Here is a 17,803-nt window from a genome sequence, read left to right as displayed (position 1 = left end):
ATATAAATGCCAGTTGCGCTTTTTTAGCACTGGATCAATCGTTACCAGTCACTGCTCACTCTGGTGAGCTCTATGAGTAAACCTATGATGGGAGCACGCAATGAACTACACACCCTACGGCTTTGTACCGTACTTTGAGGAAGATGCAACAGCACTCGCTTTCAACGGAGATCACCTGGACAAGCCAACCCAGCAATATTTGCTCGGAAACGGCCATCGCGCCTTCAGTCCAGCGATAATGAGATTTTGCTCACCTGATTTACAAAGCCCATTTTTGCAGGGGGGCGTGAATTGTTACTGTTACTGTTCTGGGGACCCAATAAATTTCAAAGACCCCAACGGCCAGGTTCGAATGCCGTTGAAGCGTCTCAACTCCAACCGACCACCCAGCCATTCAGGTAATCCGAGGCCTGCTCAGTCTGAGGCCCTGCTGCGTGGAGCTGAAAGCAGCTATCACTCTGCGCAACGTGCTAGAAGCCGGGCAAACGACGCACTTACATCATCGCGTCAATTCGATCAGGACGCCGCGAATTCACGCTTATCGGCCTCACTCTCAATAACCCCTGCGTCACAGACTCAGCATAGGCAAGCAGCGGAGCAGTACTTGCAGCAAGCTGTGCACCACCTAGAGGTAGGGTGGCAGCAGCTAAACTTGGAGCGCAGAGAATTACGTAACATGCGTCGTCTAAATTCTGAAAATCGTGAGCTATTGAGAAACCACGCAGAGAATTTCCCTCCGTTAACAACCGACGCCCTCCAGCTTCAAACTGTTCCTACAGAAAATACATTACAATTAGAAAACCAAAACATTCGACGATTTCGTGAGCCGAGATAGGCATCTGAAATGCCAGACACGCTTATAAATACTGACTCAACCATTTCATCTTTTGTCTATTAACCCAGAGAGGGCCGCAACTCGCGGCCCCAACACCCGTCAAACACTGCAGTTGAGCCCGACTTCCATGTCATTGATCAGCGCCTTGGCCATGGCACTGAGAATCCGCGCTGCGCTGCCGGCGATCTTGTCGCCCTCCATCTCGGCCTCCTCGTTCAGGTGTTTAATGCAGCCGATCAGCACCGACAATTCATCGAATGCCAAATCAAGCGGTACACCTGGCTCTACCCGGTACAGCTCAAGGAATTTTTCCACGCCTGCGGTGGTGCGGGATTTGAGGTGGTTGGTCATGCCTTTGCCTCCAGCGCTTTCATATGGGCTAGCAGGGCATGCAGCTGGCTGGTCTGGGCCGACATGGCTTCGAGCAATGAAGCACGCAAAACCGGAGCTTCGGCGTCGAGATACTGGATGATGATGCTGGAAAGGGTGTCCATGACCTGTGTGGCCTGGGACTTGGCGGCTTGGTAGGTCAGGTCTGTAACGGGTGGATCAGGGACAAGTTTTTTCATGATTGACTCCAATAGGTTCAAAGGAGCAACCACCTGAAATCCTTCTCACAGATTTGGGCGGCAGCCGTGCGCGAGGTGAGAAGCCCGTGTTGGAGTCACCACGGTCAGACCGAAGCCTGCACGCGCACAGCTGCCATGAACTGACAGGAAGACTACCAACGACGAGTTCTCACACTCGCTCGCCTTTTGGGCGAGCAATGAAGTTACCGCTGGAGCATTTCCCCGTATGTCAGACGGCATCCGACTGAGGTCGTAGGATAATTCCCAATCCCTGGCAACCTGAAGCATTTGGTTTCAGGTTCAGAATTTTCTTACATCTGATGGCTAGCGCGATCCCTGTGGGAGCGGCCTTGTGTCGCGAAAGGGCCGCACAGCGGCCCCTAGGTGTCAGCGGCGCTGCGGGGATTGCCGGGGCTGCTTTGCAGCCCTTTCGCGGCACAAGGCCGCTCCCACATTGACCGCGTCAGGCTGATCAATACTTCAGGCCACCTCAGCCCCATCATCCGGCCAATGCGGCTCGTTGGCCCCTGGCGGCGTCAGTGGTGGCAGCCCATACGCCGCCCGTGCATCGTCGCAGCTGGGGTTATGCACCCCACCCTCCCACGATGCATCGAACTCGCGGCAAGGGCTGGAGCGGTTGGCGTAAATGGTACAAGCGACTTCCTTGCCGATTTCGCCTTCAAGGCTGATGCAGCGGCATGGTTTGGCGTCAGTGCCGATCATGGCAACGCGGGTGGGGTTGATCTGTACCACCAGGTCGTCCGGCACAACGCCCCCGGCTGACTGGCATTCGCCCCAGAAGAAAGACACACGGAAGAACCCGCAGCAGGCGCCGCAGTCAAGGCAAGGGTTATATTCAGACATGATGCCACGGAGGGAAGGTTGTTGTTATCGGGGTTGGCCCGCGGCGCCATTCTCAATCGAACCCGGGGCGGCTGGATAGAGGGTGAATGCAAAAAAATTTGCCACTGATCCGGCCGCCCGCTTCATTCAGCCCAATGCCTTGTAGGTGGAGGCATCCCAACGCTGCAGGGCAAGCCCTTCGGTCGGGTCATAGTCATCACCACACACCTTGCTGAAGTGCGTACGGTCTTCGCCGCAATGCACCAACCGATCGTGCTTCTGACCCTCGGTCAGCAGCGTGTAGGATTTGCCGCGCATGGCTTGGTACTGCGCTTCGGCTGCGGCCATGGCCTGGTGACACTTCATCAACTGGCTATCGTCCAACGTCAGCAGCTTGCCCAGTTGAACCCCCCAGCGGGTCAGGCAGACTTCGGCGAAATGGCGCACGATCAGCCCGGGCTCCTTGAGCACCGTGCCGTCGCTTGCACCATCGACCGATGCATTACCGACCAGCGTGGCATGACGCCCGGGCATCGGATAAATACAGATTTGCGTGCCATTGGCGACTGACGGGATCACGCAGGCAAACCCTTTGGAACGCTCATCCCGCGAGTAGAAGCCGACATACTCACGCACGTTTTCCGCCAGCGCGATGCGCTCGGCTTGCACATTGCCCACACCGGGCACCGGGTCGATCGCAAAAATATTGACCGGTACGTTTTGCAATACCGGGTCTTTAGCCATGGCGTTGGCCAGCATGTGGCAGCTGATGCCACCGCGGCTCCAGCCCACCAGGTTCACCTGGGTCGGAATGCGCGGCTTGCGGAACATGTTGATGATGCCCTCTTGCAGCGCCTGCGGGGTAGGCTGGCGGTCACCGTAGTCGTAGGTGCGCCAGAACCACGAGGCCGTGGAGGACACTTCTGGCACCGGCACGCCAGCGCCCTTCAGCCGCTCGTACTCTTCCTCGCTCAGCTTGGTGCGCTGCCAGCTGCTTTCGCCTTTGATCACCTGCAGCACATGGTTGACGTTTTCTTCCCAGCCGCGGCCGAACAACTGGCCGGTCCAGTTGAAGTAGCCGCCGGGTTCGACGAACAGCTTGTCATCCTGAAGGTTGCCGCTGCCAGGGCCATCAACGGCGATCCAGTGGGCGAATTCGCGGCCCTGGTCGTTGGCGGCCAGGGTCGAGACCAGCTCGCCGTTCCAGAAGTTGGGGTTTGCGTCGTCGAAGCGATGCGAGCCGGTGCCGCAGAAGTAGGCGGTGAACACACTCATGGGTGGGTCTCTGTGGTGAGAAATGAGTGCTGAAGATAGGTAGGCTGATCGGTGAAACGCAGGCGGAAAGCTCGCCCTGCTGCAAAATCGAGGGGCTGCTTTGCAGCCCATCGCGGCACAAGGCCGCTCCTACAGGGACCGCGTACCGCTTGAAAATGGCGCTGTACCTGTAGGAGCGGCCTTGTGCCGCGATGGGCCGCAAAGCGGCCCCAAGCGCTTACTTGCGGGCCAACCCGTCAGCCCGGAACATCTGCCGGATGCCGCGAATGGCCTGGCGAATGCGGTCCTGATTCTCGATCAGGGCAAAGCGCACATGGTCATCGCCATACTCACCAAAACCAATCCCCGGCGACACGCACACCTTGGCCTCGGCCAGCAGTTTCTTGGCAAACTCCAAAGAACCCATGTGCGCATACTGCTCAGGGATCTTCGCCCACACGTACATCGATGCCTTGGGGTTCTCGACCATCCAGCCCAGTTCGTGCAGCCCTTTCACCAGCAGGTTGCGGCGCTGGCGATACTGCTCGGCAATGTCCCGTACGCACTGCTGGTCGCCTTCCAGCGCGGCAATGGCAGCGACCTGCAGCGGGGTGAAGGTGCCGTAGTCGTGGTAGCTCTTGATTCGCGCCAGGGCGCTGACCAGCTCGGGGTTGCCGACCATGAAGCCGATCCGCCAGCCTGCCATGTTGTAGCTCTTGGACAGGGTGAAGAACTCCACCGCAATGTCCTTGGCCCCTGGCACCTGCATGATCGACGGGGCTTTCCAGCCGTCGTAGACGATGTCGGCGTAGGCCAGGTCATGCACCACCAGCACGTCGTACTGCTTGGCCAAGGCCACCACACGCTCGAAGAAGTCCAGTTCCACGCACTGGGCGGTGGGGTTGGACGGGAAGCCGAGGATCATCATCTTCGGCTTGGGGATCGACTCGCGGATGGCCCGCTCGAGTTCGTTGAAGAAGTCCACACCCGGTACCAGGGGCACCGAACGCACCTGGGCACCGGCAATGACCGCACCGTAGATGTGGATGGGGTAGCTGGGGTTGGGCACCAGCACCGTGTCGCCCTGGTCGAGCGTGGCCAGCATCAGGTGCGCCAGGCCTTCTTTCGAGCCGATGGTGACGATGGCTTCGCTTTCCGGGTCGATGTCGACCTCGTAGCGTTCCTTGTACCAGTTGGAAATGGCCCGGCGCAGGCGTGGGATGCCGCGAGAGGTGGAATAGCCATGGGTATCTTCACGCTGGGCAACCTGCACCAGCTTCTCGACGATGTGCGGCGGCGTGGCGCCGTCGGGGTTGCCCATGCTCAGGTCGATGATGTCCTCGCCACGGCGGCGGGCAGCCATCTTGAGCTCGGCAGTGATGTTGAAGACGTAAGGGGGGAGACGATCGATGCGCGCAAAGCGGCGCGGCGAACCTGGGTTGGCCATGGCTTCCTCTGAGTACGTAAGCGCCCGGAACCGTCCGAGCGACGTTGGCCGATATGGCGGCCTGAAACAGAAGATAATGCCGAAACATGATTTCTGTAAAGGGCAAAAGCCTGTTTTGTTATATCTTTTCAGATCTATTATTTGAAAATTTGGATTTTATGTTTTCCAGTACCGGCCCTTTCGCGGGTAAACCCGCTCCCACAGGGACCGCGCCACATGCAAAACCGGCGCTGTACCTGTGGGAGCGGGTTTACCCGCGAAGAGGCCGGCACAGGCAGACAGGCATAAAAAAACCCCGGCACATGGCCGGGGTTTTTGTGAAGCAGGCAGCAGTATCAGCGTGCGTAAGTCATCAGCACGTCCGCAGCGGTCTGGCTGTCCACACCCATCATCACGCTCAGGGCGGTAACGGTGAGGATGGAGAAGCCGAATACCTTGCGGGCCCACTTGCTGTCGTCCTCGGCCTTGTAGCCACCCCAGGCCATATACAGCCAGTACAGGCCCATGGCAGCTGCCACGGCCAGGTAGCCGAGGCCGGCGTAACCGCCGAGGGTGAGCATCAAGGTTGCGAGCACGAAGGCAAGCACGTACAGCACGATCTGCTTCTTCGCCGCGAGGATACCGCGCGCCACCGGCAGGACCGGGATGTTGGCAGCGCTGTAATCCTTGAAGCGGAAGATGGCGATGGCAAAGCTGTGCGGCATCTGCCACAGGCTGAACATCACCAGCAGGGTTACCGCAGCCAGGTCGAAGCTGTTGCTTACGGCGCAGTAGCCGATCACCGGAGGCATGGCACCCGACAGGCTGCCGACCAAGGTGCCGTGCACCGATTTACGCTTCAGCCACAGGCTGTAGAAACCGACGTAGACGATGAAGCCTACAGCTGCGCAGAACGCCGACAGCGGGTTGGCCTGGACATACAGCAGGCTGAAACCCGCCACCCCGAGCAGGGTGGCGTAGATCAGCGCGAGGGGCAGCGACATGCCGCCCTGCACCATGACGCGGTTCTTGGTGCGCTCCATCTTGTGGTCGATGTCACGGTCGATGCAGTTGTTGAACACGCATCCGGACGCAACCACCAGCGAAGTACCGATCACCACCGCCAGGAACAAGGCGAAGTCCACATGGCCCTTCGAGGCAAGGAAGAAACCGCCTGCCACGGAAAGCACGTTACCGAAAATGATCCCCGGTTTGGTGATTTGGATAAAGTGCTTAACGGACATGCAGTCTTACCTCACTTGGCCATCATTTCGATGTGGATGTTGAACATGATCCACAGCGACAGGCCGACCAGCAGTGCAATTACCAGCACGGTGAACAGGAACGTCGACACGTTGTTGCGTTGCTCTTTCGAGCGGTCCATGTGCAGGAAGTACACCAGGTGTACCACTACCTGGATCACGGCCATGGCAACAATGATCAGAACGGTCAGGTTCTTCGGCAGGCTGGCAGTCATCGCCAGCGCGAACGGGATCGCGGTCAGGATGATCGACAGGACAAAGCCGATCATGTACGACTTGACGCTGCCGTGATTACCTTCGTGATGAGTGTCGTGTGCGCTAGCCATTACAGAACCCCCAGCAGGTAGACGACGGTGAATACACAGATCCAGACCACGTCCAGGAAGTGCCAGAACAGGCTCAGGCAGCTCATGCGGGTCTTGGCGGTCGGCGTGATGCCATGCTTGTTGATCTGGTACATCATGATTGCCATCCAGATCAGGCCGGCAGTCACGTGCAGACCGTGGGTACCTACCAGGGCGAAGAACGCCGACAGGAAGCCACTGCGCTGCGGGCCGAAGCCCTCGCTGATCAGGTGATGGAATTCATAGATTTCCATCGCGATGAAGCCTGCACCGAACAGGAAGGTCACAGCCAACCAGCCCAGTACGCCAGCTTTCTTGCCATCGAACATCTTCAGCATGGCGAAGCCGAAGGTGATCGAGGACAGCAGCAGGAACAGCGTTTCAACAGCTACGAAATCGAGCTGGAAGATGTCATGACCCGACGGGCCGCCGGCAAAACTGCCGGACAGCACCGCGTAGGTGGCGAAGAGCGACGCAAACAGGATGCAGTCGGTCATCAGGTACAGCCAGAAACCCAGTACGGTCATCTGGCCCGAGTCGTGGTGGTGGTCGTCATGCCCATGGTCGTGACCATGAGCAGCGCCGCCGTGCATTACTTGACTGGACATTGATTACACCCGCTCAAACGATTCGACACGTGCGCCGGCAGGCAGAGCACCTGCTTTGGCCAGCGCTTTCATACGCTCGCCTTCGATGCGCGCCACTTCTTCGGCCGGAACCATGTAGCCCTGGTCGTCACGTGCAGCGTGGCGAACGAAGACTGCGATGGTTGCCAACAGGCTCGCGCCCACCAGCCACCAGATGTGCCAGATGAAGGCGAAGCCGAACACGGTCAGGAACATACCCATGAACAGACCGGTGGAGGTGTTGCTCGGCATGTGGATCGCTTCGTACTTGGCCGGGACCTTGTACGCAACACCGGCTTCCTTGGCTTCGTGCCAGGCGTCCAGACCAACTTTCTCAGGCATGTGAGCGAAGTTGTAGAACGGTGGTGGCGAGGAAGTGGACCACTCGATGGTACGGCCGCCCCATGGGTCGCCGGTCACGTCCAGGTTCTGGTTGCGGTCGCGGACCGAAACGAAGATCTGGATCAGCTGGCAAGCGATACCGAACAGGATCAGCACGGCGCCGACAACGGCTACGTACAGGTAGGGTTCCCACAGTGGGTTGTCGGAGTGGTTCAGACGACGGGTCATGCCCATGAAGCCCAGGGCGTACAGCGGCATGAACGCAACGTAGAAGCCCGACAGCCAGAACCAGAAGGCAGCTTTGCCCCACTTCTCGTTCAGGGTGAAGCCGAAGGCTTTCGGGAACCAGAAGGCGAAACCGGCGATGTAGCCGAATACCGCGCCACCGATGATCACGTTGTGGAAGTGCGCAATTACGAACAGGCTGTTGTGCAGAACGAAGTCAGCACCTGGAACGGCCAGCAGTACGCCGGTCATGCCACCGATGGAGAAGGTGACCATGAAGCCCAGGGTCCAGAGCATCGGTGCGGTGAAGCGCACGCGGCCTTGGTACATGGTGAACAGCCAGTTGAACAGCTTCACACCGGTCGGGATGGAGATCAGCATCGTCGCCAGGCCGAAGAAGGTGTTGACGCTGGCGCCGGCACCCATGGTGAAGAAGTGGTGCAGCCATACCGCAAAGCCGAGGATGGCGATCGCGCCCGATGCGTAAATCATCGAGTGGTGGCCGAACAGGCGTTTGCCAGAGAACGTCGAGGTAACTTCCGAGAACACGCCGAAGGCCGGCAGGATCAGGATGTACACCTCAGGGTGACCCCACGCCCAGAACAGGTTGACGTACATCATCGGGTTCCCACCAAGCTCGTTGGTGAAAATGTGGAAGTCCAGATAACGGTCAACAGTCAGCAGAGCGAGTGCAGCAGTCAGAATCGGGAACGAAGCAACGATCAGTACGTTGGCCCAGGTGCAGGTCCAGGTGAAGATCGGCATGTCCATCAGCTTCATGCCAGGTGCGCGCATCTTCATCACGGTGACGAGGAAGTTCACGCCGGTAAGCGTCGTACCCAATCCGGATAGCTGTAGCGCCCAGATGTAGTAGTCGACACCTACCCCAGGGCTGTACTGGATGCCTGCGAGCGGCGGATAGGCAACCCAGCCGGTCTTGGCGAATTCACCAACGCCCAGCGAGATGTTGACCAGCAGCACGCCTGCCAGCAGCAGGTAGAAGCTCAGGGAGTTCAGGAACGGGAAGGCAACGTCACGTGCACCGATCTGCAGAGGAACCGCCAGGTTCATCAGGCCGGTGAAGAACGGCATCGCCATGAAGATGATCATGATCACACCGTGAGCGGTGAAGATCTGGTCATAGTGTTCAGGCGGCAGGTAGCCTTCGGAGCCACCGGTAGCGGCAGCCAGCTGGGTACGCATCATGATGGCGTCGGCAAAGCCGCGCAGCAGCATGACCATCGCGACGATGATGTACATCACGCCGATCTTTTTGTGGTCGACAGTAGTCAGCCACTCGCTCCACAAGTAGGTCCACTTGCGGAAATAGGTGATAAGACCGACGACAGCGATACCGCCGAGCGCGATCATGGCAAGCGTCACCATGACTATCGGCTCGTGATAGGGTATCGCCTCCAGGCTTAGTTTACCGAACATCTCTTACTCCTCTGCACCGGCAGCTGGTTGCATACTCGATTCCACACCCTTGGTTGTGGCCAGATCTTTGCTGCCTGCTTCTTCGTGGACCGGCTTGCCGCGGTTCATGCCTTCGTACTTGTCGACGATGGACTGGAACAGCTCTGCTGGCGCCTCGCTGTACAGCGCGACTGGGTTGTATTCGCTAGGCTTGGCCAGAGCTTCGTACTCGGCTTTGCCCAGTTTCAACGGCGACTGCTTGACCTCGGCGACCCATGCATCGAAGTCGGCCTGGGAAGTGGCAGTAGCCTTGAATTTCATGCCGGTGAAACCAGCACCGCTGTAGTTGGCGCTGATACCGTCAAACACACCGTTTTCGTTGGCGATCAGGTGCAGTTTGGTGGTCATGCCGGCCATGGCGTAGATCTGGCCACCCAGGCCCGGGATGAAGAACGAGTTCATCACGGCGTCGGAGGTGACACGGAAGTTCACCGGGGTATTAGCCGGGAAGTTGATCTTGTTGACGGTGGCAATGCCTTGTTCCGGGTAGATGAACAGCCACTTCCAGTCCAGTGCGACCACGTCGATCTGAATCGGCTTCACGTCCGAGTCCAGCGGACGGTACGGGTCCAGTTTGTGGGTGGAGTGGTAGGTGACGTAACCCAGGGCGATGATGATCAGGATCGGGATGATCCACACCGCGGCCTCGATCTTGGTCGAGTGCGACCAGTCAGGGGTGTAGGTGGCAGCCTTGTTGGAAGCACGGTACTTCCAGGCGAACGCCAGAGTCATGATGATCACAGGAATGACCACCAGCAGCATGAGGCCGGTAGCGATCAGGATCAGGTTCTTTTGCTCAATGCCGACCTGGCCCTTCGGGTCGAGCAGGGTCCAGTTGCACCCACTGAGTAAAAGCATGCCTAAAAAGGGCAATATGCCAAACAGTCTGGGGTAACGCTTTTTACTCATCTCACGACCTCTAGATCAGCTTGCTTCAATGCAATTTGTGTTTTGGTAGCCAACACTTCGTCCTGCCAAGTGAGGCATTTTGCGCCCGTACTCGCTCCTGCCTGGGGTCCGACTGCAGGACCTTGGCTTCAAGCGTGTTAGCGGTGCTTATGGTTTCGTAGGCAACAGGCCTGTACTTCAGACCAAGTCCATTTGGTGCGGGAAAACGCGGAGGGGGGTCCGCCCGGTATCGCCGTTGGGCGAAACTTGACGAAGTCAGCAAAAAGGAGCGCTGGGGCTTCCTTCAATCCTGCGACTCGCAAGCAGTGCCGAACGGAAATTGGGGGCGATTGTAGTGAGGTCGCCAACCCTTGACTATGACTTATTGAGCAACAGTCTTTTACAGAATGCGTAACAATGCTGCTCAATAATTCAACTTCGCGACAGTTTGTCGCACCCCGCTTGATAGGCCTCAAAGCCGCATTCTGCAAGGCTTTGTGGTTGATCTGGATCAAGCGGTGAGCGACATTTCCCTCTTCTCATGCGGTGTAAAAGACCACATGCAATTCAGGACTTTTGTCTAAGCCTGGCGCCGGTTGCGGTAGATCCCGAGCGGGACCAGGATGGCGGTCAGCACGAACGCCACAAGCGCCCATTGCGCCAGCGACAAACCGAGGAGTGGCGGGTACGGCGTGCTGCAGAAGCCGTCGACCTGGAACGCCAGCGGCCACAGCTTGGCCAGTGGCAGGTCATCCACGATTGGCTGCAGGGTGTCGATACCGCAACTGACCATGGGGTTGGCGAGTATATACACATGGTTGCCGGCCGCAATGATTCCACCAATTGCGCTAAGCACAACCAGTGCCTCGAAGAAGGTCAGGCTGCGGCGCCCGGGCATCGCCGCGGCGATGAAGGCAAATACGGCAATGAACAGCAGCGCGTAACGCTGCAGGATGCACAGCGGGCACGGTGCCTCGCCCAGCACCACTTGCATGTAGAGGGCGCCGCCGATCAGCGAGAGGCAGATCAGGCCCAACAGCACCAGAAAGCGCCGTTCCCGATTCAGGCGCGATGTTTGTTCGTTCATTGCCGGTTCCTTCGATGGATAGTGGCAGCGTGGTCCGCCTGCCTGAGCGCAAGTCTACACGCTGGGCAGGGCCTTTGAGCGTGCCGAGGAAGCGGCGTGATAGCACTGCGCAGGGCTATCCGGTGTGGCTGAGACCGGCCGCAACAACGTCGGTTCAACGATGGGCGGCAAAAAAACGGCTGCCCGGGTGCCGCGCAGGGGCAAGCCCCTCGACACCCGGGAGTGAAGGATACCGTGATTAAAGGAGGATTAAAGATGAAAGCGCAGCGCCCGGTTTCATCTTTCCTTTATATATAAGCAGGAAGGTGTGGTGCGACCCAACAGCCGGGATAACTGGCCCGGCAATGGCTTGCACTATCCCTGTAGGAGCGGCCTTGTGCCGCGAAAGGGCCGCAAAGCGGCCTCAGGGTCTCAGCTTCGCAGCTGATATTGCAGGGGCCGCTTTGCGGCCCTTTCGCGGCACAAGGCCGCTCCTACAGGCCAGCGCAGTACCTTCTGTGGATTACTCCAGGGCAGCCGCCGGCCCGAAGAACTCGTAGCGGCTCTGCTGCTCCGGCACACCCAGGCCCTTCAACTGGCGCTTCACCGCCGCCATGAAGGCTTTGGGCCCAAGGAAGTAGGCATCCACATCACGCTCCGGCGGCAGCCACTCGGCCAGCAGGTCCTCGCTCAGCAGGCCGACAGCATCGGCCTCGGCGCCACCCGCAACCTCGGCATAGCAATAAAAGCGCTTGAGCTGCGGATGACGCGCCGCCAGGCCATCGACCCAGTCACGGAAGGCATGCACCGCACCGTTACGGGCGCAGTGAATGAAATGCACCTCCCGCCGGGTTTGCAATGCCGCCTGCAACATCGCCAGGGTCGGCGTGATGCCCACGCCCCCGCTGATCAGCACCAGCGGCTTGTCGCTGGCAGCCAGGGTAAAGTCACCCGCAGGCGGGAACAGTTGCAGGGTATCGCCCACCACCAGCTCATCGTGCAGGTAATTGGACACCTTGCCGCCCGCCTCGCGCTTGACGCTGATGCGGTACTCCTTGCCATCGCACAGCGCCGACAGGGAATAGTTGCGGCGCTGCTCGGCACCGTCGATGTCCAGCTTCAGGCCGATGTACTGGCCTGGCTCGGCCTTGAGCACCGGCTTGCCGTCTACCGGGGCAAAGTAGAACGAGACGATCTCGCTGCTTTCCTGCTCGCGACGTACCAGGCGGAATTCGCGGGTACCGCGCCAGCCGCCCTCGGCCTCTTCCTTCTGTTTATAAAGGTTTTCTTCAGCACCAATCAGGATGTCGGCCAGCTGGCCATAGGCCGCGGCCCAGGCATCGATCACCGCAGGTGTGGCGATCTCCTTGCCCAGCACTTCCTCGATGGCGCGCAGCAGGCAGCTGCCGACGATCGGGTAGTGCTCCGGCAGAATCTGCAGGGCAACATGCTTGTTGATGATCTGCCCCACCAGGCCGCCCAACTGCTCCAGCTGGTCGATGTGGCGGGCATACATCAGCACGCCGTTGGCCAGGGCCCGCGGCTGGTCACCACTGGCCTGGTGGGCCTGGTTGAACAGTGGACGGACCTCGGGATACTCGTTGAGCATCATCTTGTAAAAGTGGGTGGTCAGCGCTTCGCCACCGCTTTCCAGCAGGGGTACAGTGGCCTTGATAATTGCACGTTGTTCGGCATTGAGCATTGCGACAACTCCTGAGACTGGGGCTTCAAATGACTGCCCTAGCCATTTCAGCAATCGTGCCAACTTTTATCGCCAGCAAAATCAGGGTCTTGACGCATGGCATGTCAAAAAGACCTACGACGGCGTATAGTCATATCGACCAATAGGAGTCCATATGACTACAACGCCATTGCTCACCGCTCTGCTGCCCCTGGTCAGTGATCTGTCCCGCGATTTGCCCGACCAGGAACGCTACCGCCGCCTGCTGCAGGCCATGCGCGGCCTGTTGCCGTGCGATGCCGCGGCGCTGCTGCGCCTGGACGGTGAGTGGCTGGTGCCGCTGGCTGTGGACGGCTTGAGCCCCGACACCTTGGGCCGGCGCTTCCGGGTCAGCGAGCATCCACGGTTCCAGACCCTGCTCAGCCGCCCGGAACCCACCCGCTTTGCCAGCGACTCCGACCTGCCCGACCCCTACGATGGCCTGGTCAATGCCCCGGATGCCGACCTTGAAGTGCACGATTGCATGGGTTGCCCGTTGATGGTCGATGAACGCCCTTGGGGCCTGGTCACCCTCGACGCCCTCACCCCCGGGCAGTTCCAGAGCCTGGAACTGGATGCCCTGCAGGCCTTTGCCAGCCTGGCCGCCGCCACCGTTACCGTGGCCGAGCGCATCGAGCACCTGGCCCTGCGCGCCGAGGACGAACACCACCGCGCCGAGATCTACCGCCAGGCCAGCGGCCAGGATAAAGAACTGATTGGCCAGAGCCCGGCGCACAAGCGCCTGGTAGAGGAAATCCGCCTGGTCGGTGGCAGCGACCTGACCGTGCTGATCACCGGCGAAACCGGGGTCGGCAAGGAACTGGTGGCCCAGGCCCTGCACCAGGCCAGCACCCGCGCCGACAAGCCGCTGGTCAGCTTGAACTGCGCCGCCCTGCCCGACACGCTGGTAGAAAGCGAACTGTTCGGCCATGTACGCGGTGCCTTTACCGGTGCGCACGGCGAGCGCCGGGGCAAGTTCGAACTGGCCAACGGCGGCACGCTGTTCCTCGACGAAGTGGGTGAACTGCCACTCACCGTACAGGCCAAGCTGCTGCGTGTGCTGCAAAGCGGCCAGTTGCAGCGCCTGGGCTCGGACCGCGAGCACCGTGTAGACGTGCGCCTGATTGCCGCCACCAACCGTGACCTGGCGGCAGAAGTGCGCAACGGCAACTTTCGCGCCGACTTCTACCACCGCCTCAGCGTGTACCCGCTGCACGTGCCGCCCTTGCGCGAACGTGGCAGAGATGTACTGCTGTTGGCTGGCTACTTCCTCGAACAGAACCGTTCGCGCCTGGGCCTGAACAGCCTGCGACTGAGCCACGAAGCCCAGGCCGCGCTGCTGGCCTACGACTGGCCAGGCAACGTGCGCGAACTGGAACACCTGATCGGCCGCTCGGCGCTCAAGGCGCTCGGCCAGCACGCTGACCGGCCACGTATCCTCACACTCGAAGCCATCGACCTGGACCTGCGCGTGCCCTCGGCAACACCGGGGCCCCTGCCCTCCCCCGCAACCCCGCTCCAGGTGGCAGCATTACCTGAAGGCGGCCTGCGCGAAGCGGTCGACCTCTACCAGCGCCAGGTGATCGAAGCCTGCCTGCAACGCCACCAGGACAACTGGGCGGCAGCCGCGCGCGAGCTGGGCCTGGACCGCGCAAACTTGAGCCGATTGGCCCGCCGACTGGGGCTTCGCTGAGGTTCACCTACAAAAGGATTAACCCAGAAAGCCTCTGGTTGCTTCCTGCCTGACTGCTATATCTCCCTAACCACCCAAATCTCGACTGCCTGGTCGAGGCTGCGCGTAACACCCCGGCAAGGGCTCTGTTATGGCGGCTGTGGCCCGAACAGTCGGGCCGGGGGATCCGGATACCAGCAGGGAGCATCCATGGACAACATCGTCATCGCCGACAAGCAATCCGAAGTCGCCACTCAGAGCGCCTGGGGCAATATCAATCTCAAAGCACCAGGCGTCGTGCAGATGCCGGTATCTCCCGACCAGGTAGCCACCGTTACCCAACGCGGCCAGGACCTGATCATCACCCTGAAGTCGGGTGAAAAAGTCACCGTTGGCAACTTCTTCGCGGTGGACCAGGCCGGGGTCGGCAGCGACATTGTCTTCGTCGGCGAGGACGGCACCCTGTGGCACGCCCAGTACGATGCGGCAGCATTCACTGGCTTCACCTTCGAAGACGTCACCTCGCTGGATGAGCTGGTCGCGGGTATCGGCACCGCCGGTAGCGCCATGCCGACCTGGGCGATTGCCGGGCTCAGCCTGCTCGGTGTCGGTGGCGCAGCAGCTGCGGCCGACAGCGGCGGTGGCGGAAGCAGCGGTGGCGGCTCGGACCCCGATACCACTGCCCCGGCCACGCCCATCGACCTGCTGGTGTCGCCGGATGGCCTGCGCCTGACCGGCCGCGGTGAAGCAGGCACCACGGTGAATATCCGTGATGCCGCCGGCAACCTGATCGGCAGCGGCACCGTGGCTGCCGACGGCAGCTTCAACGTGACGTTGAACCCACCACAGATCAACAGCGAAAACCTTGAAGTCACCCTGACCGATGGCGCCGGTAACGTATCGGCGCCGGGCGCGGTGACGGCCCCGGATGCAACCGCACCACTGGCACCGACCGACCTCGCCATCAACGAACAGGGCACCACCCTTACCGGGCGTGCCGAACCTGGCTCGACGGTTTCCGTACGCGGCGCTGGCGGCGTGTTGCTGGGCACTGCCGTAGCCGGTGCGGATGGCCAGTTCACCATCACCCTGCAACCGCCACAAACCGACGGCCAGGCCCTGGAAGTCAGCGCCGCGGACGCAGCCGGCAATACTTCGCCAGCTGCCAGCATCACGGCACCGGACGTCGATAACCCTGACACTACTGCCCCAGACCAGCCAACCGACCTGGCCCTGACCAACGGTGTAACCCTCACCGGTCGCGGCGAACCCGGCGCCACCGTGCAGGTGCGCGATGCTGCCGGCAACCTCATCGGCAGCGGGCTGGTCAACGCTGACGGTACCTTCAGCCTCTCCCTCTCGCCTGCCCAGGCCAACGGCGAAGCCCTGGACATTCGCCAGGTGGATGCCGCCGGCAATAGTTCGATCCCGCTGGCGTTCACAGCACCGGACATAACGCCGCCCGATGCGGTCACCAATATCCTGGTTGGCCCGGGTGGCACGGCCCTGAGCGGTCGCGGCGAACCCGGTGCCACTGTCGAAGTGCGCGATGCCAACGGTAATGTCATCGGCACGGGTGTGGTGAGTGCCAACGGCACCTTCCTGATCAACCTTGATCCGGCTGTACAGTCAGGTGAACACCTGAGCCTGGTGCAGACCGACCCAAGCGGCAACACCTCCGTGGCCGTCGAGTACGATGTGCCACTGACCACCGCACCAGACAGCCCGAGCAACCTGGCCATCGACGCCGACGGCACCACCCTCACGGGTTCCGCCCCAGCGGGTACTCGCGTGGAGGTGCACGACGCCAACGGCACCCTGATCGGCAGCGCCATCGCCAATGCCGACGGCACCTTCAGCATCGAGCTGAACCCGGCCCAGGCCAACGGCGAACTGCTGGATGTGGTCGCCATCGATGACAGTGGCGTTTCTTCGCTGCCTGCGCAGGTCACCGCGCCGGACATCACCGCACCCGCCGCCCCGACCGAACTGGCCGTCAGCGCTGACGGCAGCGTCCTGACTGGCCGTGCCGAACCGGGGAGCACCGTGCGTATTCTGGCCGCCGACGGCACCGAACTAGGCACGGCCGTGGTGGACCCGACCGGCGTGTTCAGCATCAACCTCAACCCACCGCAGGTGGACGGCGAAGTCCTGCAAGCCACTGCGAGCGATGCCGCCGGCAATACGTCCGTAGCTAGCTCGGTCACTGCACCGGATATCGACGGTGGCGACACCACGCCGCCTGAAGCCCCGACTAACCTGATCATCGGCCTGGCTGGCAGCCAACTGAGCGGCCGTGGCGAAGCCGGCACCACCGTGCAGGTGCGTGACGCCGCAGGCAACATCATCGCGACGGGTACCGTTGGCGCGGATGGCACCTTCATCATCGCCCTGGCCCCTGCCGTTACTGACGGTAGTACCCTGCAAGTGACCCTGACCGATGCCGCCGGCAACGTCTCGCCACCCGGCTCGGTCACATCGGCTGACCTGCTGCCGCCTGCTCAACCGACTGAACTGGCCCTGGCCGACGGCGTGACCTTCACCGGTCGCGGCGAGCCGGGCGCCACCGTGCAAGTCCGTAACGCCGCCGGAACCCTCATCGGCACTGGCACTGTTGGCGCCGATGGCCTGTTCAGCTTGACCTTGAACCCTGCGCAGGCCAACGGCGAAGCACTGGACGTACGCCTGGTGGATGCCGCCGGCAACACCTCGGCGCCGCTGCAGTTCGATGCCCCGGATATCACGCCACCTGGCGCAGTAAGCAATATCGTGGTCGGCGCTGATGGCCTGGCCCTGAGTGGCCGTGGTGAGCCGGGTGCCACCGTCGAAGTGCGCGATGCCGACGGTAACGTCATCGGCTCTGGCGTAGTCGGTGCCAACGGCACCTTCCTCATCGACCTGAATCCAGCCGCGCAGCCGGGCGAGCAGCTGAGTCTGGTGCAGACCGACCCAAGCGGCAACGCCTCCGTCGCCCTCGAATACGATGTACCGCTGACCACGGCACCGGTCAGCCCGAGCAACCTGGCCATCGATGCCGACGGCACCACCCTCACCGGTTCCGCCCCAGCGGGTACTCGCGTGGAGGTGCATGACGCCAACGGCACTCTGATCGGCAGCGCCATCGCCAATGCCGACGGCACCTTCAGCATCGAGCTGAGCCCGGCCCAAGCCAATGGCGAACTGCTGGATGTGGTCGCTATTGATGACAGCGGTGCTTCCTCGTTGCCCGCACAGATCACCGCACCAGACATCACC

The 17,803-nt window shown here is 60.9% G+C and carries 15 protein-coding genes; 3 read left to right on the top strand and 12 right to left on the bottom strand.

Annotated elements, in window-relative coordinates:
- Positions 1–100 precede the first annotated feature (100 nt).
- A complete protein-coding gene (locus ABI582_RS25300) occupies positions 101–835 on the top strand; it encodes an RHS repeat-associated core domain-containing protein (RefSeq protein WP_442120616.1) in 735 nt (244 codons plus the stop codon).
- Between the two features lie 99 nt (positions 836–934).
- Here ABI582_RS25300 and ABI582_RS25295 read toward each other — a convergent pair whose 3' ends face one another.
- From ABI582_RS25295 to hmpA, 12 genes are all read right to left on the bottom strand, one after another.
- Positions 935–1,186 carry a DUF3077 domain-containing protein gene (locus ABI582_RS25295; protein ID WP_442120615.1) on the bottom strand — a complete coding sequence of 84 codons (252 nt, stop codon included), beginning with the start codon at positions 1,184–1,186 and terminating at the stop codon, positions 935–937.
- A complete protein-coding gene (locus ABI582_RS25290; protein ID WP_172455932.1) occupies positions 1,183–1,404 on the bottom strand; it encodes a hypothetical protein in 222 nt (73 codons plus the stop codon). Before ABI582_RS25290 ends, ABI582_RS25295 begins: the two co-directional genes overlap by 4 nt.
- A 480-nt stretch (positions 1,405–1,884) precedes the next feature.
- A complete protein-coding gene (locus ABI582_RS25285) occupies positions 1,885–2,268 on the bottom strand; it encodes a YkgJ family cysteine cluster protein (protein WP_258655309.1) in 384 nt (127 codons plus the stop codon).
- A 126-nt stretch (positions 2,269–2,394) separates the two neighbouring features.
- On the bottom strand, positions 2,395–3,522 hold the full coding sequence (locus ABI582_RS25280; RefSeq protein WP_442120614.1) for a hypothetical protein: 1,128 nt from the start codon (positions 3,520–3,522) through the stop codon (positions 2,395–2,397).
- 217 nt (positions 3,523–3,739) lie between these two features.
- Positions 3,740–4,948 carry an alanine transaminase gene (gene alaC / locus ABI582_RS25275; RefSeq protein ID WP_019473730.1) on the bottom strand — a complete coding sequence of 403 codons (1,209 nt, stop codon included), beginning with the start codon at positions 4,946–4,948 and terminating at the stop codon, positions 3,740–3,742.
- Between the two features lie 335 nt (positions 4,949–5,283).
- Complete coding sequence (gene cyoE / locus ABI582_RS25270; protein ID WP_016484944.1) at positions 5,284–6,171, bottom strand: heme o synthase; 888 nt, start codon at positions 6,169–6,171, stop codon at positions 5,284–5,286.
- Positions 6,172–6,182: 11 nt separating this feature from the next.
- Positions 6,183–6,515: a cytochrome o ubiquinol oxidase subunit IV gene (gene cyoD, locus ABI582_RS25265; protein WP_016484943.1), complete on the bottom strand. Its 333-nt coding sequence runs from the start codon at positions 6,513–6,515 to the stop codon at positions 6,183–6,185.
- Positions 6,515–7,141 (bottom strand): cytochrome o ubiquinol oxidase subunit III, encoded by a 627-nt coding sequence (cyoC, locus tag ABI582_RS25260; RefSeq protein ID WP_016484942.1) that lies wholly within the window; start codon positions 7,139–7,141, stop codon positions 6,515–6,517. The genes cyoD and cyoC overlap by 1 nt, the downstream gene beginning before the upstream one ends.
- A gap of 3 nt (positions 7,142–7,144) precedes the next feature.
- The gene (gene cyoB / locus ABI582_RS25255; protein WP_338746114.1) at positions 7,145–9,163 is read right to left on the bottom strand and encodes a cytochrome o ubiquinol oxidase subunit I; all 2,019 of its coding nucleotides are present in this window, start codon (positions 9,161–9,163) and stop codon (positions 7,145–7,147) included.
- Between the two features lie 3 nt (positions 9,164–9,166).
- Positions 9,167–10,111: a ubiquinol oxidase subunit II gene (gene cyoA, locus ABI582_RS25250; protein ID WP_016501430.1), complete on the bottom strand. Its 945-nt coding sequence runs from the start codon at positions 10,109–10,111 to the stop codon at positions 9,167–9,169.
- 559 nt (positions 10,112–10,670) lie between these two features.
- Entirely contained in the window at positions 10,671–11,177 is a 507-nt protein-coding gene (locus ABI582_RS25245; protein WP_016484939.1) for a disulfide bond formation protein B, read from the bottom strand.
- Positions 11,178–11,679: 502 nt separating this feature from the next.
- A complete protein-coding gene (gene hmpA, locus ABI582_RS25240) occupies positions 11,680–12,858 on the bottom strand; it encodes an NO-inducible flavohemoprotein (protein WP_442120613.1) in 1,179 nt (392 codons plus the stop codon).
- Positions 12,859–13,012: 154 nt separating this feature from the next.
- Between hmpA and norR the strand changes: the two genes are divergently transcribed.
- Together norR and ABI582_RS25230 are read left to right on the top strand one after the other, a co-directional pair.
- Positions 13,013–14,569 carry a nitric oxide reductase transcriptional regulator NorR gene (gene norR, locus ABI582_RS25235; RefSeq protein ID WP_442120612.1) on the top strand — a complete coding sequence of 519 codons (1,557 nt, stop codon included), beginning with the start codon at positions 13,013–13,015 and terminating at the stop codon, positions 14,567–14,569.
- A 189-nt stretch (positions 14,570–14,758) separates the two neighbouring features.
- Positions 14,759–17,803: Ig-like domain-containing protein (locus ABI582_RS25230; RefSeq protein ID WP_442120611.1), on the top strand; the 3,045-nt coding region annotated here is incomplete at its 3' end.

This window comes from Pseudomonas sp. SAS7 (assembly GCF_052112345.1).
Lineage (GTDB): Bacteria > Pseudomonadota > Gammaproteobacteria > Pseudomonadales > Pseudomonadaceae > Aquipseudomonas > Aquipseudomonas putida_Q.
This window is presented reverse-complemented; position numbering and strand designations above follow the sequence as displayed.